Genomic DNA, 23,868 nt, shown 5'->3' with positions numbered 1-23,868 from the left:
CCGCCGGGACCTTGGCCACCAGTCCCGTCGGCCGTGTCCTGACCGAGTCCCAGAACGACCGGGATAGCCGGATTTGCCCTTTACCTTTCACTTACCCATCGGGGGAAGGGAACCCACCACCATGCGATCCACCTCGCTCCGCGCTGCCCTTGCAGCGTTCCTCGGCCTCGCCGTCCTGCTCGCCACGATCGTCGCCGGGCTCTCCATGTCCGCGGCCTCCGCGGCCAAGGGCGCCAAGAAGCCGTCGGCCACCACGACCACGACCACGATCAGCGCGAGCCCCACCGCGTCGACCAGCACCAGCACGAGCACGCCGACCAGCACGGCCACCAGCTCGCCGACCGCCTCCACCACGACGGTCGCCACCACGACGACGACGATCTCCTCGCCGACCACGACCACCACGGAGCCCGCGCCGACCAGCACGACCAGCGCGACGACGAGCACGGCGCCCGCCACGAGCACGGCGCCCACGACGAGCACGGCGCCCGCCACGAGCACGGCGCCTGCGACGGCCACCACCGGCACCGCCCCCCGCTTCGGCATGTCGTACGGCGAGCGGCTGAGCCGCATGAGCCAGGCCGACCTGGACGCGACCCTCGACGACGCCACCGCGCTGGGCCTCGGGTGGATCCGCGCCGACCTGTCGTGGACCACCGTGCAGGGCGGCGGGCCGACCAGCTGGAGCTGGGGCGGCTTCGACCGCGTCGTGCTCGCCGCGAAGGCCCGCGGGCTCAAGGTGCTGCCGATCCTGGCCTACACCCCGGCCTGGGCCCGCGACGCCGACTGCACCCGGTTCTCGTGCCCGCCGCGCGACCCCGCCCAGTTCGCCGCGTTCGCGAGCGCCGCGGTCGCGCGCTACTCGTCGTACGGCGTCACCACGTGGGAGGTCTGGAACGAGCCCAACCTCAACCAGTTCTGGCCCACCCCGGACCCGGTGCGCTACGCGACGCTGCTGACCACGACCTCGGCGGCGATCAAGAAGGCCGACCCGCAGGCGACGGTCCTGGTCGGCGGCCTGGCCGCCCTGGAGAACTCCGCCCCGTCGATCGGGCCGCGCGAGTTCCTCAACGCGGTCTGCCTCACCGGCGCCTGCACCAGCGCGGACGCGGTGAGCTACCACCCCTACACCTACCCCTACCTGGCGAGCTACTACGCGACCTGGTCGGCGTGGAGCAAGATGAGCGCGACCCCCACGTCGCTGCGCACCGTCCTCGGCGCCTTCGGCCTCGGCACCATGCCGATCTGGGTGACGGAGTACGGCGCCCCGACCGACGGTGACGGGATGGCCGGGGACGGGACCTGGGCCACGACGACCGCCACGACCGACCACGTGACCGAGGCCTGGCAGGCCTCCATCGCCAAGGACGCGGTCGCGAAGGCCGACGCCGACCCCTACGTGCAGTCGTTCTTCTGGTACACCAACCAGGACCTCGCGGCGAGCACGCGCAAGGAGGCCTCCTTCGGTCTGCGGCACCTGGACGGCACCCCGAAGCCGTCGTGGCAGGCCTTCCGCAACGCGGTGGCCGCCGCCAAGGCGAGCTGACCTACCGCAGCACAGACCGGCCGTGCGTCCCCTCCTGCGGGGGGCGCGCGGTCGCGGCGTCCCGGAGCACCCCGAGGGTCCCGGCGAGGCTGTGGCGCCAGTCCCACCGCTCGACCGCGGCCGCGCGGCCGGCGTCGCCGAGGCGGATCCGCTCCGACGGCGAGGACAGCAGGCGGTCGAGGGCGGCCGCGAGGGCGGTGGCGTCGCCGGGCGGCACGAGCAGCCCGTCGACGCCGTCACGCACGACGTAGGGGATGCCGCCGACGGCGCTGCCCACGACCGGCCGTCCGCACGACATCGCCTCGATCAGCGTCATCCCGAACGACTCCGACTCGGTGAGCGAGGGCAGCACGACGACGGCCGCATCCTGGTAGGCGTGCACGAGGTCGTCGCCGTGCAGGCTCCCGCGCCACACCACGCGGTCGGCGATGCCGAGGTCCGTGGCGCGCGAGCGCAGCCACGGCACGTCGTCGCCGTCGCCGACGAGCACGAGCCGGGCCTCGGGGGAGGAGAGCCGGGCGAGGGCCTCGAGCAGCGTCTCCACGCCTTTCCAGCGCGAGGTGCGCTGGAGGCGGCCGACGTAGACGACGTCCTGGCCGGCCGGCGGGCCCCCGGGCACGAACACGTCGGAGTCGACGCCCGGCGGGACCACGACGGCTCGGCCCGTCGCCTCGGTGGACGCCACCGGTGAGACCGAGACCAGCCGGTCGGCGCGCCTCATCACGCGCGGCAGGACGGCACGTTCGTAGGTCGTCAGCAGGGCGTCGACCGCCCCGCCGACGCCCTTGACCATCGACCCGGAGTGGTAGGTGAGGACGACCGGGCGGCGCCCGGCGACGTACGCCGCGACGTCGGCGAGGTAGGGCGTCGGCGCGTGGGCGTGCACGAGGTCGATGCGGTGGTGGGCGAGCAGGCGGCGCAGCTGCACGGGCCACCAGCCGTTGACCGGGCTGTTGGACACCTTGAGCCACGGGGCGAGCCGGACGACGGTGACGCCGTCCTCCTCCGCGACGGACGTGCGCCGCGAGGTGCCGGTGGTGACGACGACGACCTCGAAGTCCGGGTCGTCGCGCAGGGCCAGCGCCTCGCGGTGGGTGTAGCGCTCGAGGCCTCCCACGCTGGGCGGGAAGTACGGCGTCACGAGCGCGACGCGGATCGGTGCGGACACCCGGGCTCCCTCCTGGCCGGGAGGGGAGTGGCCCCTCAGACGGGGTTGACCGCCCGGTGCTGAAGATAGGACAGCCGGCTCAGCTCGTGGCGGGTCTTGCGGATCCCGTCGAGGATCAGCGCGGCGGTCATCTCCAGGCAGGCGATGACGCCGAGGCCGATCGAGACGGCCAGCGTGGGCAGGCGCGGCACCATGCCGGTGTCGAAGTACGTCGCGAGGACCGGCACCGCGAACACGATCGAGAGCACCAGGCTGATCGAGGCGAGCACGCCGTAGAACGCCAGCGGGCGCTCGTGGCGGGCGAGGTCGGCGATGAGCTTGAGGATGCGGAAGCCGTCGCGGTAGGTGCGCAGCTTGCTCTCGCTGCCCTCGCAGCGGTCCTTGAAGCCGACCGGCAGCGAGACGGTCGGGGTGCGCAGCGACAGGGTGTGGACGGTCAGCTCGGTCTCGATCTCGAACTCCTTCGAGACCGCGGGGAAGCTCTTGACGAAGCGGCGGGAGAACACGCGGTAGCCGCTGAGCATGTCGCCGACGTTGGTGCCGAAGACCGTGCCGACGACGGCGTTGAGGACCCGGTTGCCCAGCTCGTGGTTGGGGCGGTAGGCGCCCTCCTCGACCGGGGCGCGCATGCCGAGCACGTGGTCGTGGTGGCCGGTGATGAGGGCGCGGATCATGTCGGGGGCCGCCGCGGCGTCGTAGGTGTCGTCGCCGTCGACCATGAGGTAGATGTCGGCGTCGATGTCGGCGAAGGCGCGGCGCACGACGTTGCCCTTGCCCTTCATCGACTCGTGGCGCACGACCGCGCCGGCCTCACGGGCGACCTCGGCGGTCGCGTCGGTGGAGCAGTTGTCGTAGACGTAGACGACCATGCCGGGCACGTGCCGCTTGAGGTCGCGGACCACCTTGCCGATGCTCAGCGCTTCGTTGTGGCACGGCACGATGGCGGCGACGCGGTAGCCGGCCCAGATCGGCTCGTCGGCCTCCGGGGCGGGGGCCGCGGACGGCGCGTCGGTGGAGCCGAGGATCTGCGAGCCCCTGCCGCGCGAGTGCTGCTCCGGTAGCGTGAACGTCATGTCGCAAGTACCCCCGTCACTCCCATGTCTGGTGGTGTCGGGAGGGCAACGAGCCCGATGTGGCCGACGTTACGCGCCAGTAGAGTAAAGATTTGGACAGCCGACCGAGTGGCCTTCGAATCGCGGTGTTTGCCCACTTCTATCCCCCGCACGTGGGCGGTCTCGAGGTCGTGGCGCAGCGCGTGGCGAGCGGTCTGGCGGCCCGGGGGCACCGCGTGGAGGTCCTGACCAGCGCCTCGCCCGGCCGGGTGGGTCGCACCGTCGAGGACGGGGTCGTGGTGCGCCGGATGCGGGTGGCCAACTGGTTCGAGCGGCGCGGCATCCCGTTCCCGATCTTCGGCCCATCGCTGCTGCGGCACGCGTGGGCCGCCGTACGCCGGGCCGACGTGGTGCACGTGCACGACATGCTCTACGTCTCCTCGTGGGTGGCCGCGCTGCTGTGCCGGCTCACGCGCACGCCGTACGTCGTCACCCAGCACGTCGGCATGGTCGAGCACCCCTCGCGGGTGGTCCGCCTCGTGCAGTGGCTCGTGCTGCGCACCGTCGGCACCCTCGTGCTCACCGGCGCCGCCCGGGTGCTCCCGATCAGCCCGGTCATCGAGCAGTGGACCCTGTCGAAGCTGCCCCGCACCCGCACGCAGGTGCTGCGCAACGGCGTCGAGCGCACGCGCTTCCGCCCGCCCCGCCCCGGCGAGAAGGAGGAGCTGCGCCGCCTCCTCGGCCTCCCGCAGGACGAGGTGCTCGTGCTCTACGTCGGCCGCTTCGTGCCCAAGAAGGGGTACGACGTGGTCTCGCGCGCGATCGGTGAGGCCTACCGGCTGGTCTTCGTCGGCGGCGACCGTCCCGCCGACGTGCCCGAGTCCGAGCACCGCCTCTACCTCGGCGCGCTCGATCCCGACGTGACCGCCGACGCCTACCGCGCGTGCGACGTCTTCGTGTGCGCGAGCGTCGGCGAGGGGCCGATGACCCCGATGGAGGCGCTGCTGTGCGGGGAGGCGGTCGTGGTCAACGCCGACCCCGCGATGCGGGCGCTCGGCCTCGGTGATGGCGTGGTGGAGCTGGAGGTCACCCCCGACGCCCTGCGCGACCTCCTCACCGACCTCGCCCGCGACCCGGTCGCGCTCGACACGCTGCGTGCGCGTGGCCAGGAGGTGGCCCGGACGATCCCGACCTGGAACGCTCACCTCGACGTGCTCGAGGCCGTCCTGGAGGAGGTCGCCGGTGGCGGGGGCTAGACGAGGGGGACGTCGGCGGCAGCCTCGCCCGTGGGCGGCACGTGTCGTGCGGCCGCTCGCCACCGTGCTGGCGCTCGTGGTCGTGGTGGGCGTCGGCCTGGGTGCACGGCAGGTCTGGCGGGTCTCCGACGACGTGGAGACCGCGATCCACGTGCCGGCCGAGTTCTGGAAAGATTACGTCGAGATCGTCGCCGCGGACCGCTCCACGGTCACCTTGAAGCAGGTCCCCGGCGGTCCCACCTGGCTGCGGGCCGGCCGCGCGTGGGGCCTGGACTGGGGCCGCGGCTGGGGCCAGGTGACGAAGGTGGTCGAGGGCGACGACGAGCGCGCCACCCGGATGCTGCGGGTGCTGGGCGGAGCGCGGCCGAGGAGCGGGGAGACCGCTCGCTTCACGCGCGAGGGTTACCCGCGCGACGCGCGGCGCGTCTTCCCGCACGTGCGGACCGTCGTGGTCGACGGGCCCTCCACCGGGCTGCCGGCGTGGTTCGTGCCCGGCCGGGGCGACACCTGGGCGATCCTCGTGCACGGCCGCGGTGCGGCGCGGTCGGAGATGTTCCGGCTGATGAGCACCACCGTCGCGATGGGGCTGCCCTCGCTCGACATCGGCTACCGCGCCGACCCCGAGAACGGCGGCGGCACCGCCCACCTCGGCGCGACGGAGTGGGCGGACCTCGAGTCCGCCGTGCGCCTGGCGCACAAGCGTGGCGCTCGGCGGGTGGTGCTGCTCGGCGCGAGCATGGGCGGCTCGATCATCGCGAGCTTCCTCGAGCGCTCCCCGCTCTCGGCCCGCGTGGCGGCCGTCGTGCTCGACGCGCCCCTGCTCGACGTACGCGAGGCGATCGAGCACAAGGAGGCGGACGCGACGCTGCCGCTGGTCGGGCTGCCGGCCCCGGACGTCCTCACCAGCTGGGGCCTGCGCCTGGCCGAGATGCGCACCGACCAGGACCTCGACGCGGTCGACCACGTGGCGGACCGCTCGTGGGTCAAGGTGCCGGTGCTGGTGATGCACGGGGAGTCCGACCCCGACGTGCCGGTGGGGTCGTCGCAGCGGCTGGCCCGGCTGGAGCCCCGGGACGTCGAGCTGCACGTCGTCCCCGGTGCCGGTCACGTCGAGTCGTGGAACCAGGGGCCCGCGAGGTACGACGCCTGGGTGCGGTCGTTCCTTCGCTCATTCGCCCCCTAGGGGCCCTCTGACCTGCGTAACCTCGTCTGCTCGGACGCGTTGACAGTGCAACCTCGCGGCCAGGGGGAGAGAGACGGCCGCCCCCTCAAGTTCGACCCCGGAGGAGTCCGCATGCCCAGGGAGAGTCATGCCCTCGCGCCCGAGGAGCCGACCCGCCGGCCGGCTCCGCGCTGGTGGCAGCGTGCGCTGCCGGTGACCGGCCTGGCCCTCCTGCTGACCTCGCTCGTCGTCGTCCTCGGACAGTCCGACGAGCAGATCAGGCTCTCGACCACGCGCCAGGAGCAGCCGTTCGTCGAGCTCGCGCTGACCCGGTCGCCGCTGCAGCTGTGCGCCGCGCGCCGCCCGCTGCTGCGCTTCAGCGTGGTCAGCCAACTCGCCGCCGCCGAGACGCTGCGCTTCACCGTCGCCGCGGACCCGGCCCTCGCGGGCCAGAAGCGCTTCGCGCGGCGCGCCGCCGTCGAGATCGCCCCCGGTGCCACGCGCAGCCTCCGCACCCGGCTCGTGGCGCCGGCGCGGGGGGCCTACGACGTCGCCGTCAGGATCCAGGACCGCCCTGAGGCGCTGCGCGTGCACTGCGCCGCCACCCGGCCCGGTGCGAAGCCCGCCAAGAAGGGGGCCGGCCGGTGAACGCCGTCGTCGAGAAGGCACTGACCCGCGTGCTCGGGGTCGACATGACCGACGCCACCCCGGTCGTCGTGGCCGGCGTCGTCGCCGGACGCCTGCGGGGCCTCCTGCCCGTGCCGCTCATGGTCGCCCTGGCCCGGCTGCGCGCGTGGGTGGGCTGGCGCAACGAGGGGGTGCGTGCCGACGCCCGCAGGCAGATGGCGTTCCTGCTCGAGCACTCCGACCCCTCGGCCGACATCGAGGCCGCAGCAAGGCGCTACGTCTACCGCCAGGCGCTGCGCGGTGAGCTGCGCTGGCACCCGTCGTTGACCACCGACCTGCGGTTCGAGGGCCTGGAGCACCTCGAGAAGGCCGTCGCGCACGGCAAGGGCGTGGTCTTCAACTGGATGCATCACGGTCACGTCGAGGCCACCGCCAAGCCGCTGGCCGACGCGGGTTTCCACATGCGCCAGGTGGGGGCGGAGAAGCTGTTCGGGGCCCTCCCGGCCTGGCTGCGCCAGCACCTGAAGATCGCCGCGATGGGCGGCTCGGTGATGATCAGCGCCGCCCGCGGCTCCCAGGGGCTGCTTGAGGAGCTCCAGGCGGGTCACACCCTGTCGATCGCGGTGGACGTCCCGGGTCGCACGCCGATGCGGCTGCTCGGCCGCGACGTGATCGGCTCCTTCGGGGCGCCGCGCTTCGCGATCGCCACCGGTGCCCCGGTCGTCATCATGACCTCCGAGCTCGAGCACCCGGACGACGTCAGGCCCCTCATGCGGATCCACCCGCCGCTGTGGGCCGAGGACTACGCGGGCCCCCAGGAGCTCCTCGAGGCGATGCTCGAGGTGCACGAGCCCTACCTCCGGCAGTGGCCCGAGCTCTACGACATCCCGCTGTCCCACTGGGGCCTGCCGCCGGAGGGGGAGTCGTGAGCGACGTCGCTGCCATCGGGTCCGCCGCCAACCGCTCCGCCGACGGCGCGGCGGTGCGCGAGCCGGTCACGCGCCCAGGCGCTCGGCGGGCCGACAAGACGCGCAAGCCGGTCAAGGGCCTCGGCGTCCAGCTCGTCGTGCTCGCCGTCCTCCAGATGGTGATCGCGCTCGACGTCGACCTCCCGGTCGTGCGGCCCCTGGTCGCGCTGACCACCTTCGTCGCGCTGCCGGCCCTGCTGGTCCACCGGCGCACCCGTCTGCAGGCGGAGAACGGCGCGTCGCGGTTCGCCTACGCCGCCGGCCTCTCGCTGCTCCTGCTGCTCGTGGTCGGCCTGACGGTCAACTGGGTGGTCCCGGTGGTCGGCACCGACGAGCCGCTCACCGCTCCCGTCCTCGCGTTCGCGTGGTTCGTCGTCGACGGGCTGCTGCTGGCGTGGCGCCGCGACGTGCCCCTCGCGACCCGTGAGGAGCTCGCCGGCCTGCGGCAGCGGGCGTGGGACGCGCGGGTCGAGCCCGCGCAGGCCCTCGGGGTCCTGGCGCTCCTGCTGTCGGTCGTGGGCGCCGTACGCCTCAACAACGGGGCCGGCGGCCAGGTCGCCGTCCTCGCGCTGCTGCTCGCCATCGGCGCCCTGCTCGCGCTGATGCTGCGCGAGGGCTCGCTCTCGCGCGACGCCTGGACGGTCTTCCTGGTGTCGCTGGCGCTGCTGCTCGCGACCTCGCTGCGCGGCTGGGGCATCACCGGCCACGACGTGCAGGCGGAGTACTACGTCTTCTCGCTGACCGCGGACGCGCACCACTGGTCGATGGACCTGCTGCAGAACGCCTACACCGCCTGTCTCAGCGTCACCCTGCTGCCGACGCTGCTGACCAACGTGACCGGGCTGTCCGGCGTCTTCTGGTTCAAGATCGGCTTGCAGGTCGCCTTCGCCCTCGCGCCGGTGCTGCTGTTCCTCACCTTCCGTCGCCTGCTGTCGCGCCGCCTGGCGCTGGTCTCGGTCGCGCTGGTCGTGGCGTTCCCGACGTTCAACACCGACATGCCCTACCTGGTCCGCCAGGAGGTCGCCTTCCTGTTCCTCGCGCTGGTGCTGCTGGTCGCGACGGAGCCGGCGATGTGGCAGTGGACCCAGCGGATCCTGGTCGTCACCTTCGGGCTCGGGGTCGTGCTGTCGCACTACTCCACCACCTACCTGCTGGGGCTGGCCCTCGGTGGCGCGCTGGTCCTGCTCGGCATCCTGGTGCTGGCCGACCGCCGTCGCGGGAGGAAGACCGAGCGGCCGCTCGTGCTGCTGCACCCCGCGACCGTGCTGCTGCTGGCCCTGACCGCCCTGATCTGGACGGGCCCGGTCACGCACACCGGGGGTCACCCGATCGACGTGGCGCGGGACGCGATCACGTCGATGTTCGACCGTGACGCCAAGGACGTCGGCTCCTCCGACCGCAACTTCTTCATCTTCGGTGGCAAGCAGGTGAGCGAGCGGGAGCGCCTCGACCAGTTCGTCGACGCGACGCTGGCCGCCCGCAAGGAGTTCCCGCGGCGGCTCGCGCTGGTCAAGGACCCCGGGCCGGCCGACACCCGTCCGGCCCTGGTCGAGCCGTCCGCGGCCCCGGTCACCCCGGTCGGCACGGTGCTCGAGAAGGTCGGCGTCGACCTCGGCTCGCTGACCAACGCGGCTCGGCTGCTGTGCGCCGTGCTCATCCAGCTGCTGCTGCTGATCGGGTTGTGGTGGATGGTCCGTGAGCGGTTCCGGCGACGCAGCCTGGCGGCACCGCCCCAGGTCCCGTCCCTGCCGGCCCACTCCGCCCGGACGGTCCGGCTCGGGCTCCGGGTCTCGAGCGAGCAGGTGTGCCTGGTGCTCGGCGTGATGGGCGCGCTCGCGCTCGTGGTCGTCGTACCTTCCCTGTCGGTGGAGTACGGCGTCCTCCGCGCCTTCCTGCAGAGCATGTTCGTGCTCGCTCCCGTCGCGGCGCTCGGGCTGTGGGTCGTGCTCGGCTGGATCGGCCGGCGTACGACGGTGTGGCTGACCGCGGTGACGGTCGTCGTGGTCGCGGTGTTCACCTCCGCGCTGCCGTCGCTGATCGGTGGCGGTCCGGCCAAGCCGGCGCTGGCCAACGCCGGCCTCTACTACGACCGCTACGTCGTGCCCGACTCCGACCGGCTCGCGGCGGAGCGGATCGCGCAGGCGCCCGACCTGAGCGGCGCGCTGCCCAAGGTGCTCGCGCCGCGGCACCAGGCGGTGCGGCTGGTGCAGGCCGGGGTGCCGGCGACCGAGGTCGCGGACCGGACCTACCCGACCGTGCTCAACGTCGACTCCTACCTCTTCGCCGACGCCCTGATGACCCGCGAGCGGCGGGACACGATCTTCTACCAGGGCGACCGGATCACCTACCGCTACCCGCTGGGCCAGATCGGGCGGCTGATGAACCTCGTCTACTGCGCCGGGAACAGCAGGGTCTACCGGTGACCGGGAGCAGGACGTGAAGGCCGTGACGGGCGCCGTGGCGCGGGTCCGGGGCGACCGCATGCTCAGCAACTCGGTGCTGCTGTTCGGCACCAGCGTGCTGATGGCGGGCTTCGGGGCGATGTTCTGGGTGCTGGCCGCGCGGCTGCAGTCGCCGGAGACCGTCGGTCTCGCCGGCTCGCTGGTGGCGACCTCCGACACGCTCGCGCTGTTCGCCCAGCTGGGGCTCAACATCGCGCTGGTGCGCACGATGCCGCGCAGCGACCGCCAGGCCGCCGACGTGGTCGCCTCGGTCGGCGTGGTGGCCACGGCCGCGGCGGTCTTCGCCGGCGGTTTCGTGCTGCTGCTGCCGCTGACCTCGCCGCGCCTGCACCAGGCCCTGGACTCGCCGCTGGCGGACCTCGTGTTCGTCCTGCTCGTGGCCGGGACCGCGGTCAACGTCCTGAGCGACAACGTCTTCCTGGCGATCGACCGCGTGCGGTCCTACTTCTGGCTCAACGGCTTCGTGCTCGGCGTCGCCAAGTGCTCGCTGCCCCTCGCGCTCGCGGGCGCAGGGGTGATGGGTCTCTACGGCTCGGCCGGCGGCGCGGCATTGCTGTGCGGCCTGGCCAGCCTCGCGATGATCCTGCGCCGCCTGCAGCGCCCGACCTCGTGGCGGCCCTCGCAGGCGCTGCTGCACGCGCGCGGCTTCGCCGGCGCCGGCTACGCGACGTTCGCCCTCACCCTGCTGCCGCAGATGGTGCTGCCGCTGATCGTGATCAACGAGCAGGGGCCGGCCGCGGGGGCGTTCTTCTTCGTCAGCGGCCAGATCATCGCGCTGCAGAACGCCATCCTGCTCGCGGTCGGCAGCTCGATGTACGCCGAGAGCGAGCGGCACCCGGAGCGCCGCACCCAGGTGGTGCGGCGGGGCGGCCAGACGATGATGCTCGCCGGGCTGGCGGGCGCGGTGCCGGTGATCCTCGCGGCCCCGCTGCTGCTGCACGTCTTCGGCTCGGCGTACGCCGACCAGGGCGCCGACACGCTGCGGGTCCTGTCGCTGGGGGTGCTGGGCCTCGGCTTCAACTACTGGGTCGCGATGCGGCTGCGCATCGCCCACCGCCCGTTCGCGATGGTGGGGGCCCAGCTGGCGTGCGCCGCGCTGGTCCTCACGCTGTGCGTGCTCGCGGCCCCGCACGGCACGGTGTGGGTGGCGGCGGCGTGGGGGATCGGCCAGCTGCTGGGCGGCTCGGTGGGCTACGTGATCAGCCGGACGGTCGCGCCGCTGCGCGACCTCCCGCCGGTCGGGGCGACGACGGAGGAGACCGACGTGGTGGGACCGGTGACCGCGCTGTGACGCGGGTGCGCAACGCGCTGATCGTGCTCGCGCAGTGGGGCGTGCGCGTCGGTCTGCGGGTGCTGTCGGGGATGGTGCCGCAGGCGCGGCAGGTGCTCGTGTCCGGCTTCCCCGAGACCGAGGGCAACGCGACCGAGACGCTCGCCGCGCTGCTGCGGCGCTACGACGGCCGGGTGGTGTGGCTGCGCGAGCCGTCCGGGCCGCACGCGGACCTGCCCGACCACCCGCGGCTCGCCGTACGCGACAAGGCGTCGCTGGGTGGGGTCTGGGCCTACCTCCGCGCCGAGGCGGTGTTCTTCACCCACGGCCTCTACGGCAGCCCGCGGCCCTCGCGCCGCAAGCCGCTGGTCAACCTGTGGCACGGGGACGGCCCCAAGGCGACGCGGCCCGGCAAGGGCGCCGGCTCGCTCATCCCGAGCACCTACCTCGTCTCCGGGACGCGGCTGTTCGGCGAGCTCAAGGCGAAGGCCTTCGAGATCCCGGTCGACCGGCTGCTCGTCACGGGCAACCCGCGCACCGACCTGCTGTGGCGCCCGCCGTCGCCGGATGCCCTTGCCTCGTTGGGGATCACCGGTGACTTCGTGCTGTGGATGCCGACCTTCCGGTCGACCGCGGCGACCGGCGTCACCCGGGCCTGGACCGAGGGCGGGGCGCGGGTGGGCGTGGACGACGTGGCCCCGCTGCTCGACCACCTCGCCTCACGCGGGATGCAGCTGGTGGTGAAGCCGCATCCGCTCGACGCGGAGGACCGCCGCGGCCCGGGCGTCGTCACGGTCACCAACGACGACCTCGCGCGGCTCGGCGTGCCGCTCTACTCCCTGATGGGTGCCGCCTCCGGCCTGGTCACCGACTACTCCAGCGTGTGGGTCGACTTCCTGCTGCTCGACCGGCCGATGGCGTTCTTCGTGCCCGACCGCGACACCTACTCCCGCGGGCTGGCCCCGGCGGACGTCCTCGACTGGCTGCCGGGCGAGCTGGTCGGCGACACCGAGCCCTATGCGCGCTTCGCCGCCGACCTCGACGCCGGCGGCCGCCTCGACGCGGCTGTGCGCAAGGACGTGGCCGACCGGATCGGCCTGGCCCGGACCCGCGTGGCGGCCGACGACCTCCTCGACGCGCTGGTCGGGCGAGGCGTCCTCCACCTCTGATCGGCGCTGCGCTGGTCGAGCTTGTCGAGACCTCGAGCAGCGTCGGCGGTCGAGCTGAGTCGGTGGTCGAGCGGAGTCGGTGCTCGAGCGGAGTCGGTGGTCGAGCGGAGCGGTGGTCGAGCGGAGGGGTGGTCGAGCTTGTCGAGACCTCGGGCAACAGTTCGGCGGATCGGGCCACAGCTCGGCGGATGACGACACCGACAGCCGGCTCGGGCAGGTCGGCGTCCGCCGAACAGGTCCCGGATCCGCCGAGCTCGAGCCCGGTCGAGCAGTGGACCAGCTCAGCCGGCCGAGCCCTGCTCGACCAGGGAGCGCTTCGCCGGCGCCGTACGCCGGGGGCCGAGCACGTCCGAGCGCGGCCTGAGGAACGGCTTCTCCAGCAGGTAGTAGCTCGCCAGCGTCAGCGCCACGGTCATCGCCACCGCGGCGAGCCCCAGCACGGGCTTGGGCAGGGCGACGTCGGCGAGCAGCAGGAACGGCACGAAGTGCCACAGGTAGAGGCTGTAGCTGAGCCGGCCGAGGTAGGCCACCCACGGGTGGCTGAGCAACCTGTGCACGGGGCCGGGGGCGGCGGTGTAGCCGTTGACCACGAGCACGAGCGCGGCGGCCACGCCGAGCGGCAGCCCGACGTACCGGTAGGGGTCGCTGTCCGCGTCCGGCCCGAGGAGCGTCCAGAGGCCGACGGCACCGAGCGCGACGACAGGCAGCCGGGCGGGCAGGCGCAGCGGGGGAGCGTCGGCCGGCCGGGACTGCATGGCGAGGGCCAGCGCGCCGCCGGCGAGCAGCTCGCCGAAGCGGGCGGTGGGGCCGTAGTAGAACCAGAACGCGTTGAGCGGCAGCGTCAGGACGTAGCAGGCGATTCCGACGACCGCGCTGGCGGCAGCGAGACGGGCGGGCGCCCACCCGCGGCGACGGGCGACGAGGACGACGGCCGGCCAGAGCAGGTAGAAGTACCACTCCACCGCCAGGGACCAGGTGTGCCCGAACGGCTTGATGCCGGAGAAGAGGAAGCTGCCGTCCTGCTGCGCGGTCCAGATCGACGAGGTCTGGGCCAGGACCAGGGCGCCGCGGCGGCCCACCTCGCCACCGGCGACGCCGCCGGCGGGGATGAGCGCGTAGAGCACGACCGACCCCACGACCAGCCCGATGAGCGCCGGGTAGAGGCGGACGACGCGCCGCCGGACGAACGACGTCCACGCGCGCGCGGCCGTGCCGGTGGTCGGGGTGCGCCACAGGACGGTGGTGATGATGAAGCCGCTGAGGACGAAGAAGAGGTCGACGCCGATGGAGCCGCCGTGGAAGAGCGGGGAGTACCAGAGCAGCCAGTGCAGCGCGACCACGCAGGTGATGGCGACCGCACGGATCCCATCGAGGTAGGCGAAGCGGGAGCTCGGCATGCGGGTCAAACGACCGACTCCGACGGCGGGTTAGTGGGCCGTAGGTCCCGGGTTCGGTGACCCGGAATGACTAGGCGCCCTCACGGTGGTCGAGCAGCGAGCGAAGCGAGTGATCACTCGAACGGCGTCTCGCGCCGCAGGTCGATGATGTGCCCGGTGTCGCGCGAGATCAGCACGGTCAGCGACGAGCGCGCCACGTCCTCGGCCTCGAGCAGCGTGCCGGGCGGCTCGTCGCCGAACGCCTTCTTGCGCATCGGCGTCGCCGTCCGCTCGGGGTTGATGCAGTTGACCCGCACCCCGGCGCCGCTCCACTCGTCGGCCAGCGCCTGGGTGAGGTTGACGACCGCGGCCTTGGCGGAGGAGTAGAGCGCGTAGCCGGCCCGCCCGCGGGTGTAGGAGCTGGAGGTGAACAGCAGGAGGGACCCCTCGGTCTCGGCCAGTGCCTCGAAGGACTCCTGGGCGACGAAGATCGGGCCGAGGTAGTTCACATCGGTCGAGCTGTGGACCAGCTCGTCGGTGGCGTCGACCAGGTCACCGCGGGGCAGCACCGCGGCGGCGTTGACGACGTAGTCGATCCGCCCGTGCTCGGCGAGCACCTCCGCGATCGCCGCTCGGACCTCGTCGCGCCGCTCGACGTGGGTGCGGGTGATCGAGCGGCTGAAGGCCCGCACGTGGGCGCCGTACGACGTGGCGAGGTCGCCGATCGTCTGCCCGATGCCGTAGGAGCCGCCGAAGACGACCATCACCCTGCCGGTGAGCGCCTCGGCGTACGCCGCGTCGCCGAGCAGCGGCGGCTGGTCCTGGGCGCTGAGCTGGAACAGCTTGTCGGCCAGCACGAGGTCGATCGGCTCGGTGACCTTCAGGTTGCGCTCGTCGCCGGGGACGACGTACACCGGCGTGCCGGGGCTGTAGCGCATCACGATCGTGCAGTCGTCGGTCGCCTGGAGGTCGGGGTCGCGCAGCGCCACGTCGTACGCCGCGCGGATGACCGGCAGCCGGAAGCCCTGCGGGGTCTGCCCGCGACGGAGACGGGCGCGCGGGGGGATGTCGCGGATCGTCTGGTCGTCGTCGACCTCGATGATCGTGTCGGCGGAGGGGATGGCGACGTCGACGGCCGCGTGGGTCGCGAGGGCCTCGAAGCAGTCGGTGATGATCCGGGCGGTGACCAGCGGGCGGACCGCGTCATGGAACAGCACGTTGCCGTCCTGGTGCCGGATCGCGGCCAGCGCCTTGGAGGTGGTCTCGGTGCGGGTGGCGCCGCCCTCGATGATGTCGACGACCTTGCCGTAGCCGCCCGCCTTGACGATCTGCCGCGCGGAGTCGAGGTGACCCTCGGCCATCGCGAGCAGGATCTCGTCGACGGCCGGGTGCGCCTCGAAGGCGGCGACGGTGTGCTCGAGGATCGTCCGCCCGGCGACCTTGAGCAGCTGCTTGGGGACCTCGAGCCCCATGCGCTGGCCGACGCCGCCGGCGAGGATCACGACGACGTTGGGCGCAGGGGTCATGGGCGCATGTATACCGTCCTCACGCTCCTGACCTGGGGCGATTGCCGCGTTCCCCCATGTCAGGACCCATCTCTCGTTAGCCTTTTGCCATGCTCGACGACGCGGGCCGAGCACGGCGCGGTGCTGCGGACTACGGCCCGCTGACCCGCTTCGCGGTCGTCGCCGGGACGGTGATCGCGACGGTGGTGGCGACCCTGGTCTTCCTGGGCGACAGGACCGCGCCCGACCCCCTCGCCACGACCCCGATCGCGCAGGCCCAGCGTCTGGCTCGCGAGAAGAACCTCCAGGTCGGCATGTCCTACGGCGGCCGGCTGATGTTCATGGACGACGCCGAGCTCGCCGCGTCCCTGGACCGCGCCGTCCGCCTGGGGGCGCACTGGATCCGCACCGACATGATCTGGGGACTGATCGAGCGGTCCCCGGGGGTCTACGACTGGAGCGCGTTCGACCGCGTGGTCGACGCGGTCGAGTCCCGCGGCCTGGAGCTCCTGCCGGTCCTGCTCGGCACCCCGCCCTGGGCGCGCAAGCAGTCCTGCTCGGGCAGGCTCGCGTGCCCGCCCGGCGACGTCGGCGACTACGCGGACTTCGCCGAGGCGGCGGCCGCGCGCTACACCTCCCGCGGCGTCACGACGTGGCAGATCTGGAACGAGCCGAACATCTGGCTCTTCTGGCTGCGTCCGCGCCCCAAGGCGTACGCCGCGATGCTGGACCAGGCGGCCCACTCGATCCGGGCCGTCGACCCGAAGGCCACCATCGTCTTCGGCGGCCTCGCCGCCCTGCCTCCCACCAACCGCGTCATCGAGGCCCGGGCGTTCCTCCGGGCCGTCTGCGACCTCGGGGTCTGCAAGGAGATGGACGTCTTCGCCTACCACCCGTACACCTATCCCGACCTGGCCAGCCACCCCACCCGGTACGACGCCCCGTGGACCCGCATCGCCGACAGCGACGACTCGCTGGCCAGGATCCTGGACGCCTACGGCCTGCACCACGTGCCCATCTGGATCACCGAGTTCGGCGCCCCCACCGGCGGCAACGGCCGGGCCTCCGACGGCTCGATCCCGCTGCAGGCCGGGGTGGTCGACCACGTCACCGAGAAGCGCCAGGCCCAGATCGCCTTCGACTCCGTCGCGACCGCGGTCGTGACGCCGCGGGTGAAGATGCTGGTCTGGTACACCGACGTCGACCTGCCCGACCGCTCCGGCAAGCAGGCCCACTACGGCCTCTTCCGCGCCGACGGCACCCCCAAGCCCGCCTGGCGCCGGCTCAAGAAGGCGGTGCGCCTCTTCACCCGCTGACGGTGGTCGAGCAGGGAGCGGAGCGACCGATCAGTCGAGGCCACTAACCTGGCCGGATGCGCGTCGTCGTCACCGGGGGAGCCGGGTTCATCGGGGCCAACCTCTGCAAGCAGCTGCTCGCGGACGGCGACGAGGTGGTCGTCCTCGACGACCTGAGCACGGGCGACCGGCGCAACCTCGAGGGCCTCCACGTCGAGCTGCACGAGGGCTCGATCCTCGACCGCAACGCCCTCGACCAGGTGCTGCCCGGCGCTGACTCCGTGGTCCACCTGGCGGCGCTGGTCTCCGTCCCGTGGTCGGTGGAGGACCCGTTCGACAACCACGCCCGCAACGCGACCGGCACCCTCGAGGTCCTCATGGCGGCCCGCCGGGCAGGGGTCGACCACGTCGTGGTGGCGTCCTCGGCGGCGGTCTACGGCGCCAACCCCGAGCTGCCCAAGCACGAGCGCATGGCGGTCGCGCCGATGACGCCGTACGCCGTGAGCAAGGTGGCGACGGAGGAGTACGCCATCGCGTTCGCCCACTGCTACGCCATGCGCACGATCGCGTTCCGCTTCTTCAACGTCTTCGGTCCGCTGCAGCCGGCCGACCACGCCTACGCCGCGGTGATCCCGGCCTTCGTCGACGCCGCCGTCGCCGGGCGCGCGCTCCCGCTCGAGGGAGACGGGTCACAGACGCGCGACTTCATCTACGTCGGCACGGTCGCCCGGGTGCTCGCCGAGGCGGTCCACCGCGGGGTCAGCCACCTCGAGCCGGTCAACCTCGCGCTCGGCGGCCGCACGTCGCTCAAGGAGCTGATCGCGGAGATCGAGCGGGGCCTCGGGCGTCCGGTCGAGATCGACCGCCGCCCTGCCCGCGTCGGCGACGTCCCGCACTCGCAGGCCGACGCCACGTCTCTCAAGACGCTCTTCCCCGACGTCGAGCCCGTCCCGATCGAGCAGGGCCTGCGCGAGACGGTCCAGTGGTTCCTCGACGAGGCCGCCCGGTAGTGCGCCGGCCCCTTCGCGGATAGGTGTGACAAACCCTGCGTCCGTGGTCTGCCCCCCTCGTCACGAGAATCGTGTGGCCCGAGAATCGTCCATGCCAGCACGACGGCATTCCTTGCCGATCCCTTGTGGTGTGGAGGGTCACGGACTCTGGAAACGAGGCGTTGACAACTCCGTCGGAACCAGCCCGATGCGATCCGGCCCTGGTGGCCTGCCGCGGCCCCTGTTTCACCCCGCTATGCGAAGGGGGCACCGCCGGACCAGTGCTGGTGGGGCATCTTCCGAGAGCCTCCGCCCGAACGGCCGGCAGATCTGGTCCGATTGGCCCCATGGCATGGGAGCCGCTGCCGAGCGAGATCGCGGACTGGATGGGCATGGACACCGACATGCTCCCGTTCGCCGTCGACCTCGCGGCCCCTGTCGAGGGGTGCCCCCAGCTGTATGCTGATGTGCATGCACAGCACGAGTGTGCGCATTGACCAGCAAACTCATGAGGAGCTGAAGCTCCTTGCCGAGCGCCTGCACACGACGGTGGGCAACACCGTCACCTTGGCGGTCAGGTCGCTGCGCCAGGACGTGCTGGGGGCGGAGCTGAGCCAGGACCTCCGCGCCGACGAGCGAGCCTGGCTCGATGCTGACCTCGGGTGACGTCGTCTCGCTCGACCTCGGCATCCCCCAGGGGCGAGAGGCGGGGTCCAGCCATCCGGCGGTGGTGGTCACTGCTCAACGAGTTCTGGACGGGGACCCCTCCGTCGTGCAGGTCGTTCCCCTGACGTCGACGCTGCGCGGTTTCATGTCCGAGGTCGTGATCGCTCCTGACGAGGCGAACGGCCTGACCGGCGCATCAGCCGCCCAGTGTCAGCACGTCAGAGCCGTGGCGGCCTCTCGCCTGGGGTCAAGGCGAGGCAACGTGGGAGCGACGGTCCTGCGCCAGGTCCGCGAGACGTTGGCGTTGCTGCTCGACCTCCCCCGACCCGCTCCTAGACTCGTCAGGTGACCACGACCGACTGGCAGGAGCGCCTGCGCGCCCAGGGCTACCGCCTGACGCCGCAGCGTGAGCTCGTCCTGGCGGCGGTCGAGCGGCTCGGCCACGGGACCCCCGACGAGATCCTGCACGCGGTGCGGGAGCAGTCCGAGGCGGTCAACATCTCGACGATCTACCGCACGCTCGAGCTGCTCGAGAGCCTCGGCCTGGTGCGGCACACCCACCTGAGCGACCGCGCGCCGACCTACCACTCGACCACGGGCCCCGACCACGTCCACCTCAAGTGCCGCTCCTGCGGGGAGGTCACCGAGGCCGATCCCGAGCTCTTCGCGCCGATGCTGGAGTCCCTCACCGTCGAGCACGGTTTCACCGTCGACCTGGGCCACCTGACCGTCTTCGGACTCTGCGGCACGTGCGGGGTCCGGGACTGAGTCGCACCAGTAGCCGTCGAGCGGGTCCCGCGGGTGCCGTTCGTCCTGTCTCCGCGACCTAGACTCGGGGCATGACCAGCCCGCTCCTCTCCCTGCCCGGCGCGGTCGCCGGCAACGGCGTCGACGCGCCGGTCGCCGCGCACTACGGCTCGTTCCACGGCGAGCAGCGCACGCTGGTGGGCGGCGACGGGTTCGTCGACCTGTCCCACCGCGAGGTGCTGCGGATCGCCGGTCCCGACCGGCTGGCCTACCTGCACAACATCACCAGCCAGCACTTCCTCGACCTCGCGCCCGGCACCCCCACCCAGGCGCTCGTGCTGTCGCCGCAGGGTCACGTCGAGCACCACTTCCACGCGGTCGACGACGGCGAGGTCCTCCTCGCGCACACCGAGCCCGGCCGCGCCGCCACGCTGGCGGAGTTCCTCGACCGGATGAAGTTCATGATGCGCGTCGAGATCACCGACGCCACCGCCGAGCTCGCCGTCTGCTGGCGCCCGAGCGGCAAGTTCGACCTCGTCCCGCGGGCACGCCTCCACGAGTACGCCGAGGCGGCCGGCCCGGCCGCCGGCCTCTGGGCGTACGACGCGCTGCGGATCGAGCGCGGCGAGCCGCGGTTCGGCATCGACACCGACCACCGCACGATCCCCAACGAGATGGGCTGGATCGGCCCGGCGGTGCACCTCGACAAGGGCTGCTACCGCGGCCAGGAGACCGTCGCCAGGGTCCACACGCTCGGCCGCCCGCCCCGCCGCCTGACGCTCCTCCACCTCGACGGCACCGAGAACCGCCTCCCCACAGCCCACGCCGAGGTGACCCACGAGGGCCGCCCCGTCGGATTCGTCGGCAGCAGCGCCCGCCACCACGAGCTCGGCCCGATCGCCCTCGCGGTGATCAAGCGCAACGTCCCGGTCGACGCCCAGCTGGTCGTCGACGGCATGCCCGCCGGCCAGGAGGTCCTGGTCGACCCCGAGGTCGGCCTGCACGTCCGCCCCAAGCTGCGTTGATGCCCGCTCTCGGGCCCGGGGTCGTCGCGTGACGCCCCGCTGGTGGCACGCGGCGCTCCTGGTCGCCCTCGTGGTCGAGGCCGCGGTCACGGCCTGGCTCGTGCTCAACCCGAGCCCAGCCGCTCCGAGCAGGGCCGTGCTCGAGATCAGCGGCTGGCTGAGCGGGCACGGCGTCCCGGACGCGCTCGCGGACGGTGACGTCGTCGAGTTCGTCTGCAACATCGCGCTCTTCGTCCCGACGGGCGCCACCTTGCGGCTGCTCGTCCCGCGCGTCCCCTGGTGGGCCTGGTTCGGAGCCGGCTTCGTCGTCTCCGGTGCGATCGAGCTCCTCCAGTGGGGCTTCCTCGACGCCCGTTCGGCGACCTGGCGCGACGTCTGGGCCAACACGCTGGGCTTCGGCCTCGGGGCCGTGTGCACGGTCGTCGTGGAACAGGTGAGGCGCCTGAGGCGTCGGCGGCGCACAAATGCCCGTTTGGCCGCTTTGTGAGCATGTGACCGCGCGCGTTAAGGTGTCGCGGCATGCTGGGCGGGGGAAATTGCCCAGCGCTGCCGTCCGTAGGGGGCCGGCGGCCAGGGGGACGGAAGGCGGCTAGCGCTCGTGGAGCTTCGCGACTACCTGAGGATCCTGCGCGCCCATTGGCTCGGGGTCCTCCTCATCACGATCCTCACCATCGGCGCAGCCTCGGCCTACACCTTCACGCGGGTCCCGGTCTATGCCGCGGACGCCAGCGGGTTCGTCGCCATCGGGGGCAGCGAGAACCCGGCCCTGGGCTCGCTCAACGACCAGCTCGCCAAGAGCCGCGCGACGTCGTACGTCGACATCGCCAAGTCCCGCGCGACGGCGCAGGAGGTCAACCGTCTCCTCAACCTCGACCAGGACCCGGCCGGACTGGTCGGGCGCATCGACGTGGTGCAGCCGCCAGACACCGTGCTCCTGAAGATCACCGCACGGGCCGGGAGCCCGAAGGACGCGCAGGAACTCGCCAACGCCTGGGTCGCCGCGCTCGCGGAGCAGGTGCAGTCGATCGAGGACCCGCAGAACAAGAACGCCAACAAGGTGCCGCACATCGTCCCGGTCGAGTCCGCGGCGCTCCCGACCCGACCGGTCTCTCCGCGCCCGGAGCGCAACCTCGCGCTCGCCCTCGTCCTCGGCCTCATGCTCGGCTTCGGCTACGCGATGGTGCGCAACGTGCTCGACCGCCGGCTGCGGACCGCCGACCTGGTCGAGCAGCGCTTCCCGGTCAGTGTCGTCGGCATGGTGCCGGTCTCGGACCTGCTGGAGCACAAGAAGGGGGAGCGGGCCAAGCTTGCCCTCCAGGGCCGCACCGAGGCCTCCGACGACGCCGCGTCGGGCGAGGCCTTCCGCAAGCTGCGGACCAACCTGGCCTTCATGGACGTGGACAACCCGCCGCGCGTGATCGTCGTGACGAGCCCTCGCCCCGGCGACGGCAAGTCGACCGTGTCGGCCAACCTCGCCGCCGCCGTCGCGGCCGGTGGTCAGAGCGTGGTGCTGATCGATGCCGACCTGCGTCGTCCCTCCGTCGCGGACTCGCTCGGACTGGTCGAGGGGGTCGGCCTCACCGACGTGCTCACCGGCCGGGTCGACGCGATCGACGCCCTGCAGGAGGTGTCGGGCCGCGAGCACATGCGGGTGATGGCCGCCGGCCGCATCCCGCCCAACCCGAGCGAGCTGCTCGGCTCCAACGCGATGCGCTCACTGGTGGCGGAGCTCGGGGAGAAGTACCTCGTCATCCTCGACGCCCCGCCGCTCCTCCCGGTCACCGACGCCGCCCTGCTGACCGCAAACGCCGACGGAGCCCTCGTCGTCATCTCCGCCGGGCGCACGGTCGACGCCGAGCTCAACACGGCGCTCAACCACCTCACGGCCGTGCGGGGCCGCGCACTCGGGGTGATCATGAACAAGGTGCCCCGCAGGGGCGCCGGGGCCTACGGCGGCTACTACGGCTACTACTCCGACGACTACACCTCGCGCCGGTCGCTCACCCAGAGGTCCGGCTGGCGCTCGCTGTTCCGGCGCAGCTCGACCCCCAGGGCCGAGCGCGCGAAGCTCGAGGCGCTCGCCAAGGACCGCGAGGCCGACGGCGACGGTCCCGGCGACTCCTGACCAGGGTCATGACGGTGTGGCGCCGAGGCGCGTCGGTGGCGTACGTCGACCGCGAGGGCCGTTCGGCCCTGCTCGACCTCGACCACCTCGACCACCCGCCCTTCGTGCTCGAGGGGTCGGCCGCGGAGATCTGGCAGCGCATCGACGGCGTGCGCGACCACACCGCGATCGTCGCTGAGCTGGTCGACCTCTACGCAGAGGAGGAAGCCGTCATCGGTCCGTCGGTCCATGCGTTCCTCGAGGACCTGGCCTCCCGCGGCCTCATCGAGGGGGTGACGGATGCCTGACGAGATCTGGCTCCACGTCCTTGGTCTGACCGCCAAGGTCACCCTCGACGACAAGCAGCTCGCCGCAGAGGTACGCCGAGCCTGGTCGGCCTGTCTTCTGGACACGTCCGCGGCCGTGCCGGACCTCGTGATCGAGCCCGACCGCACCGACTCGCAGGTTGAGGTGCGAGGCGCTAGCGGAGCCTCGAAACCTCAAGACGACCTAGCAGCCGGCCTCGAGCACCTCACCCAGGCGCTCACCGTGACCGCCATCGAGGCGCTCGCCGGTCAGCGGCTGATGCTCCACGCCTGCGCGGTCGCCCGCGGCGACAGGTCGGTGGTCCTCGTCGGCCCGTCCGGCATGGGCAAGACGACGGTCGCCACCGTCCTGGGCCGCCGCTGGTCCTACGTCACCGACGAGTGCGTCTCGGTCGCCGGCGACGGGCGGGTGACGCCGTTCCCCAAGCCTCTCTCCGTGATCGGCGCCGGCCCGGCCAAGACCCAGGTCGCTCCGACCGAGCTCGGGCTCACCCCGTGCGCCGAGCGGACCACACCGGCGGGCCTGGTCCTGCTGCGCCGCGATCCGGGCGCGGGCGAGCCGACGGTCGAGCGCGTCTCGACGGCGCGGGCGGTCGCCCTGCTCGCCGAGCACACCTCCTACCTCACCCAGCTCGAGCGGCCCCTCGCCCGGGTGGCCGACCTGGTCCACGCGGTCGGCGGGCTCCAGGTGGTCACCTACGCCGAGGCGGTCCACCTCGCCCCGCTCGTCGAGGAGCACCTGGGGGTCGAAGCATGACGACGTGGGGCCGCGCACCGTTCCTCGACGAGCTCGGCGAGGACGACGAGGGCGTGGTGATGCTGCTCGACGGCCGGGTCCTCGCCCTCTCGAGCCTCGCCTGGACGCTCGTGACTGCCCTGCGCGACACGGATCTCGCGGCGGAGGACCTCGCCGCGATCCTGGTGGAGAGGTTCGGGGTGGCGACCGGCGAGGACGGTGAGGATCTCTCCGGACAGCTGACCCTCGGCACCTTGCTGGAGCTCGAGCAGGAGGGGGTGCTCAGTCGGCACGACCGTGCCGAAGGTCCCGGCTGAGGCTGATATCCGTTCGGGGGATTGTTCAAGACCGTGACCGGTCACGTAGGGTGCACATGCACCATTTGTTATATCGGGGGGTTTCATCGATGACTCGGGGTA

The 23,868-nt window shown here is 72.5% G+C and carries 24 protein-coding genes; 19 read left to right on the top strand and 5 right to left on the bottom strand.

What is annotated here, in order from left to right:
- Nucleotides 1-87: 87 nt before the first annotated feature.
- A complete protein-coding gene (locus tag J2S63_RS07895; protein WP_310300912.1) occupies nucleotides 88-573 on the bottom strand; it encodes a hypothetical protein in 486 nt (161 codons plus the stop codon).
- Between J2S63_RS07895 and J2S63_RS07890 the strand changes: the two genes are divergently transcribed.
- Nucleotides 572-1,546: a GH39 family glycosyl hydrolase gene (locus J2S63_RS07890; RefSeq protein WP_310300908.1), complete on the top strand. Its 975-nt coding sequence runs from the start codon at nucleotides 572-574 to the stop codon at nucleotides 1,544-1,546. The two genes, J2S63_RS07895 and J2S63_RS07890, sit on opposite strands and share 2 nt — an antisense overlap.
- 1 nt (nucleotide 1,547) lies before the next feature.
- Here J2S63_RS07890 and J2S63_RS07885 read toward each other — a convergent pair whose 3' ends face one another.
- Both J2S63_RS07885 and J2S63_RS07880 read right to left on the bottom strand, forming a co-directional pair.
- Nucleotides 1,548-2,714, bottom strand: coding sequence for a glycosyltransferase family 4 protein (locus J2S63_RS07885; RefSeq protein WP_310300905.1), 1,167 nt, complete (start codon nucleotides 2,712-2,714; stop codon nucleotides 1,548-1,550).
- 35 nt (nucleotides 2,715-2,749) lie between these two features.
- The gene (locus J2S63_RS07880) at nucleotides 2,750-3,787 is read right to left on the bottom strand and encodes a glycosyltransferase (protein ID WP_310300902.1); all 1,038 of its coding nucleotides are present in this window, start codon (nucleotides 3,785-3,787) and stop codon (nucleotides 2,750-2,752) included.
- 152 nt (nucleotides 3,788-3,939) lie between these two features.
- On the opposite strand from J2S63_RS07880, the gene J2S63_RS07875 reads away from it, so the two are divergent.
- The 7 genes from J2S63_RS07875 to J2S63_RS07845 all read left to right on the top strand — a co-directional run bounded on the left by J2S63_RS07875 (nucleotide 3,940) and on the right by J2S63_RS07845 (nucleotide 12,680).
- The gene (locus J2S63_RS07875; protein WP_310300898.1) at nucleotides 3,940-5,022 is read left to right on the top strand and encodes a glycosyltransferase; all 1,083 of its coding nucleotides are present in this window, start codon (nucleotides 3,940-3,942) and stop codon (nucleotides 5,020-5,022) included.
- A 46-nt stretch (nucleotides 5,023-5,068) separates the two neighbouring features.
- Nucleotides 5,069-6,205 (top strand): alpha/beta hydrolase, encoded by a 1,137-nt coding sequence (locus J2S63_RS07870; RefSeq protein WP_310300895.1) that lies wholly within the window; start codon nucleotides 5,069-5,071, stop codon nucleotides 6,203-6,205.
- Nucleotides 6,206-6,316: 111 nt separating this feature from the next.
- Nucleotides 6,317-6,832: a hypothetical protein gene (locus J2S63_RS07865; RefSeq protein WP_310300892.1), complete on the top strand. Its 516-nt coding sequence runs from the start codon at nucleotides 6,317-6,319 to the stop codon at nucleotides 6,830-6,832.
- Complete coding sequence (locus J2S63_RS07860) at nucleotides 6,829-7,740, top strand: LpxL/LpxP family acyltransferase (RefSeq protein ID WP_310300889.1); 912 nt, start codon at nucleotides 6,829-6,831, stop codon at nucleotides 7,738-7,740. Before J2S63_RS07865 ends, J2S63_RS07860 begins: the two co-directional genes overlap by 4 nt.
- Nucleotides 7,737-10,202: a hypothetical protein gene (locus tag J2S63_RS07855; protein ID WP_310300887.1), complete on the top strand. Its 2,466-nt coding sequence runs from the start codon at nucleotides 7,737-7,739 to the stop codon at nucleotides 10,200-10,202. Before J2S63_RS07860 ends, J2S63_RS07855 begins: the two co-directional genes overlap by 4 nt.
- Before the next feature lie 13 nt (nucleotides 10,203-10,215).
- A complete protein-coding gene (locus J2S63_RS07850) occupies nucleotides 10,216-11,532 on the top strand; it encodes a lipopolysaccharide biosynthesis protein (protein WP_310300885.1) in 1,317 nt (438 codons plus the stop codon).
- On the top strand, nucleotides 11,529-12,680 hold the full coding sequence (locus tag J2S63_RS07845) for a CDP-glycerol glycerophosphotransferase family protein (RefSeq protein ID WP_310300882.1): 1,152 nt from the start codon (nucleotides 11,529-11,531) through the stop codon (nucleotides 12,678-12,680). The genes J2S63_RS07850 and J2S63_RS07845 overlap by 4 nt, the downstream gene beginning before the upstream one ends.
- 281 nt (nucleotides 12,681-12,961) lie before the next feature.
- Here the strand turns inward: J2S63_RS07845 and J2S63_RS07840 are convergent, their stop codons facing one another.
- Entirely contained in the window at nucleotides 12,962-14,077 is a 1,116-nt protein-coding gene (locus J2S63_RS07840) for an acyltransferase family protein (RefSeq protein ID WP_310300879.1), read from the bottom strand.
- Between the two features lie 113 nt (nucleotides 14,078-14,190).
- Nucleotides 14,191-15,582 (bottom strand): 2-C-methyl-D-erythritol 4-phosphate cytidylyltransferase, encoded by a 1,392-nt coding sequence (gene ispD, locus J2S63_RS07835; RefSeq protein ID WP_310300877.1) that lies wholly within the window; start codon nucleotides 15,580-15,582, stop codon nucleotides 14,191-14,193.
- 89 nt (nucleotides 15,583-15,671) lie between these two features.
- Here ispD and J2S63_RS07830 point away from each other — a divergent pair, with 89 nt between their 5' ends.
- The 11 genes from J2S63_RS07830 to J2S63_RS07780 all read left to right on the top strand — a co-directional run bounded on the left by J2S63_RS07830 (nucleotide 15,672) and on the right by J2S63_RS07780 (nucleotide 23,766).
- Nucleotides 15,672-16,877, top strand: coding sequence for a cellulase family glycosylhydrolase (locus J2S63_RS07830; RefSeq protein ID WP_310300875.1), 1,206 nt, complete (start codon nucleotides 15,672-15,674; stop codon nucleotides 16,875-16,877).
- Nucleotides 16,878-16,933: 56 nt separating this feature from the next.
- Nucleotides 16,934-17,866: an NAD-dependent epimerase/dehydratase family protein gene (locus J2S63_RS07825; protein ID WP_310300871.1), complete on the top strand. Its 933-nt coding sequence runs from the start codon at nucleotides 16,934-16,936 to the stop codon at nucleotides 17,864-17,866.
- Nucleotides 17,867-18,316: 450 nt separating this feature from the next.
- On the top strand, nucleotides 18,317-18,511 hold the full coding sequence (locus tag J2S63_RS07820; RefSeq protein WP_310300868.1) for a hypothetical protein: 195 nt from the start codon (nucleotides 18,317-18,319) through the stop codon (nucleotides 18,509-18,511).
- Complete coding sequence (locus J2S63_RS07815) at nucleotides 18,495-18,860, top strand: type II toxin-antitoxin system PemK/MazF family toxin (protein WP_310300865.1); 366 nt, start codon at nucleotides 18,495-18,497, stop codon at nucleotides 18,858-18,860. Before J2S63_RS07820 ends, J2S63_RS07815 begins: the two co-directional genes overlap by 17 nt.
- Nucleotides 18,857-19,279 carry a Fur family transcriptional regulator gene (locus J2S63_RS07810; protein ID WP_310300861.1) on the top strand — a complete coding sequence of 141 codons (423 nt, stop codon included), beginning with the start codon at nucleotides 18,857-18,859 and terminating at the stop codon, nucleotides 19,277-19,279. The genes J2S63_RS07815 and J2S63_RS07810 overlap by 4 nt, the downstream gene beginning before the upstream one ends.
- Before the next feature lie 71 nt (nucleotides 19,280-19,350).
- Nucleotides 19,351-20,283, top strand: a complete 933-nt coding sequence (gene ygfZ, locus J2S63_RS07805) for a CAF17-like 4Fe-4S cluster assembly/insertion protein YgfZ (protein ID WP_310300858.1) — start codon at nucleotides 19,351-19,353, stop codon at nucleotides 20,281-20,283.
- Nucleotides 20,284-20,311: 28 nt separating this feature from the next.
- Nucleotides 20,312-20,770: a VanZ family protein gene (locus J2S63_RS07800; protein WP_310300856.1), complete on the top strand. Its 459-nt coding sequence runs from the start codon at nucleotides 20,312-20,314 to the stop codon at nucleotides 20,768-20,770.
- Between the two features lie 111 nt (nucleotides 20,771-20,881).
- The gene (locus tag J2S63_RS07795; protein WP_310300853.1) at nucleotides 20,882-22,408 is read left to right on the top strand and encodes a tyrosine-protein kinase domain-containing protein; all 1,527 of its coding nucleotides are present in this window, start codon (nucleotides 20,882-20,884) and stop codon (nucleotides 22,406-22,408) included.
- Nucleotides 22,409-22,422: 14 nt separating this feature from the next.
- Entirely contained in the window at nucleotides 22,423-22,695 is a 273-nt protein-coding gene (locus tag J2S63_RS07790; RefSeq protein ID WP_310300850.1) for a PqqD family protein, read from the top strand.
- The gene (locus tag J2S63_RS07785; RefSeq protein WP_310300846.1) at nucleotides 22,688-23,470 is read left to right on the top strand and encodes a phosphoenolpyruvate carboxykinase (ATP); all 783 of its coding nucleotides are present in this window, start codon (nucleotides 22,688-22,690) and stop codon (nucleotides 23,468-23,470) included. Before J2S63_RS07790 ends, J2S63_RS07785 begins: the two co-directional genes overlap by 8 nt.
- Entirely contained in the window at nucleotides 23,467-23,766 is a 300-nt protein-coding gene (locus J2S63_RS07780) for a hypothetical protein (protein WP_310300844.1), read from the top strand. The genes J2S63_RS07785 and J2S63_RS07780 overlap by 4 nt, the downstream gene beginning before the upstream one ends.
- The last annotated feature ends 102 nt before the right edge of the window (nucleotides 23,767-23,868 follow it).

Origin of the sequence: Nocardioides marmoribigeumensis (assembly GCF_031458325.1) — a bacterium.
GTDB classification, from domain to species: Bacteria; Actinomycetota; Actinomycetes; order Propionibacteriales; family Nocardioidaceae; genus Marmoricola_A; species Marmoricola_A marmoribigeumensis.
Note: the sequence above shows the minus strand (reverse complement) of the source record. Positions and strands in the feature narration are given on the sequence as shown.

Excerpts from the sequence above, each read along its gene's own strand:
- J2S63_RS07785 (WP_310300846.1), top strand. The coding sequence starts at position 22,688 with ATGCCTGACGAGATCTGGCTCCACGTCCTTGGTCTGACCGCCAAGGTC.
- J2S63_RS07815 (WP_310300865.1), top strand. The coding sequence starts at position 18,495 with ATGCTGACCTCGGGTGACGTCGTCTCGCTCGACCTCGGCATCCCCCAG.
- J2S63_RS07830 (WP_310300875.1), top strand. The coding sequence starts at position 15,672 with ATGCTCGACGACGCGGGCCGAGCACGGCGCGGTGCTGCGGACTACGGC.
- J2S63_RS07780 (WP_310300844.1), top strand. The coding sequence starts at position 23,467 with ATGACGACGTGGGGCCGCGCACCGTTCCTCGACGAGCTCGGCGAGGAC.
- J2S63_RS07840 (WP_310300879.1), bottom strand. The coding sequence starts at position 14,077 with ATGCCGAGCTCCCGCTTCGCCTACCTCGATGGGATCCGTGCGGTCGCC.
- J2S63_RS07865 (WP_310300892.1), top strand. The coding sequence starts at position 6,317 with ATGCCCAGGGAGAGTCATGCCCTCGCGCCCGAGGAGCCGACCCGCCGG.
- J2S63_RS07880 (WP_310300902.1), bottom strand. The coding sequence starts at position 3,787 with ATGACGTTCACGCTACCGGAGCAGCACTCGCGCGGCAGGGGCTCGCAG.
- ygfZ (WP_310300858.1), top strand. The coding sequence starts at position 19,351 with ATGACCAGCCCGCTCCTCTCCCTGCCCGGCGCGGTCGCCGGCAACGGC.
- J2S63_RS07890 (WP_310300908.1), top strand. The coding sequence starts at position 572 with ATGAGCCAGGCCGACCTGGACGCGACCCTCGACGACGCCACCGCGCTG.
- J2S63_RS07820 (WP_310300868.1), top strand. The coding sequence starts at position 18,317 with ATGCACAGCACGAGTGTGCGCATTGACCAGCAAACTCATGAGGAGCTG.
- ispD (WP_310300877.1), bottom strand. The coding sequence starts at position 15,582 with ATGACCCCTGCGCCCAACGTCGTCGTGATCCTCGCCGGCGGCGTCGGC.
- J2S63_RS07825 (WP_310300871.1), top strand. The coding sequence starts at position 16,934 with ATGCGCGTCGTCGTCACCGGGGGAGCCGGGTTCATCGGGGCCAACCTC.
- J2S63_RS07895 (WP_310300912.1), bottom strand. The coding sequence starts at position 573 with ATGCGGCTCAGCCGCTCGCCGTACGACATGCCGAAGCGGGGGGCGGTG.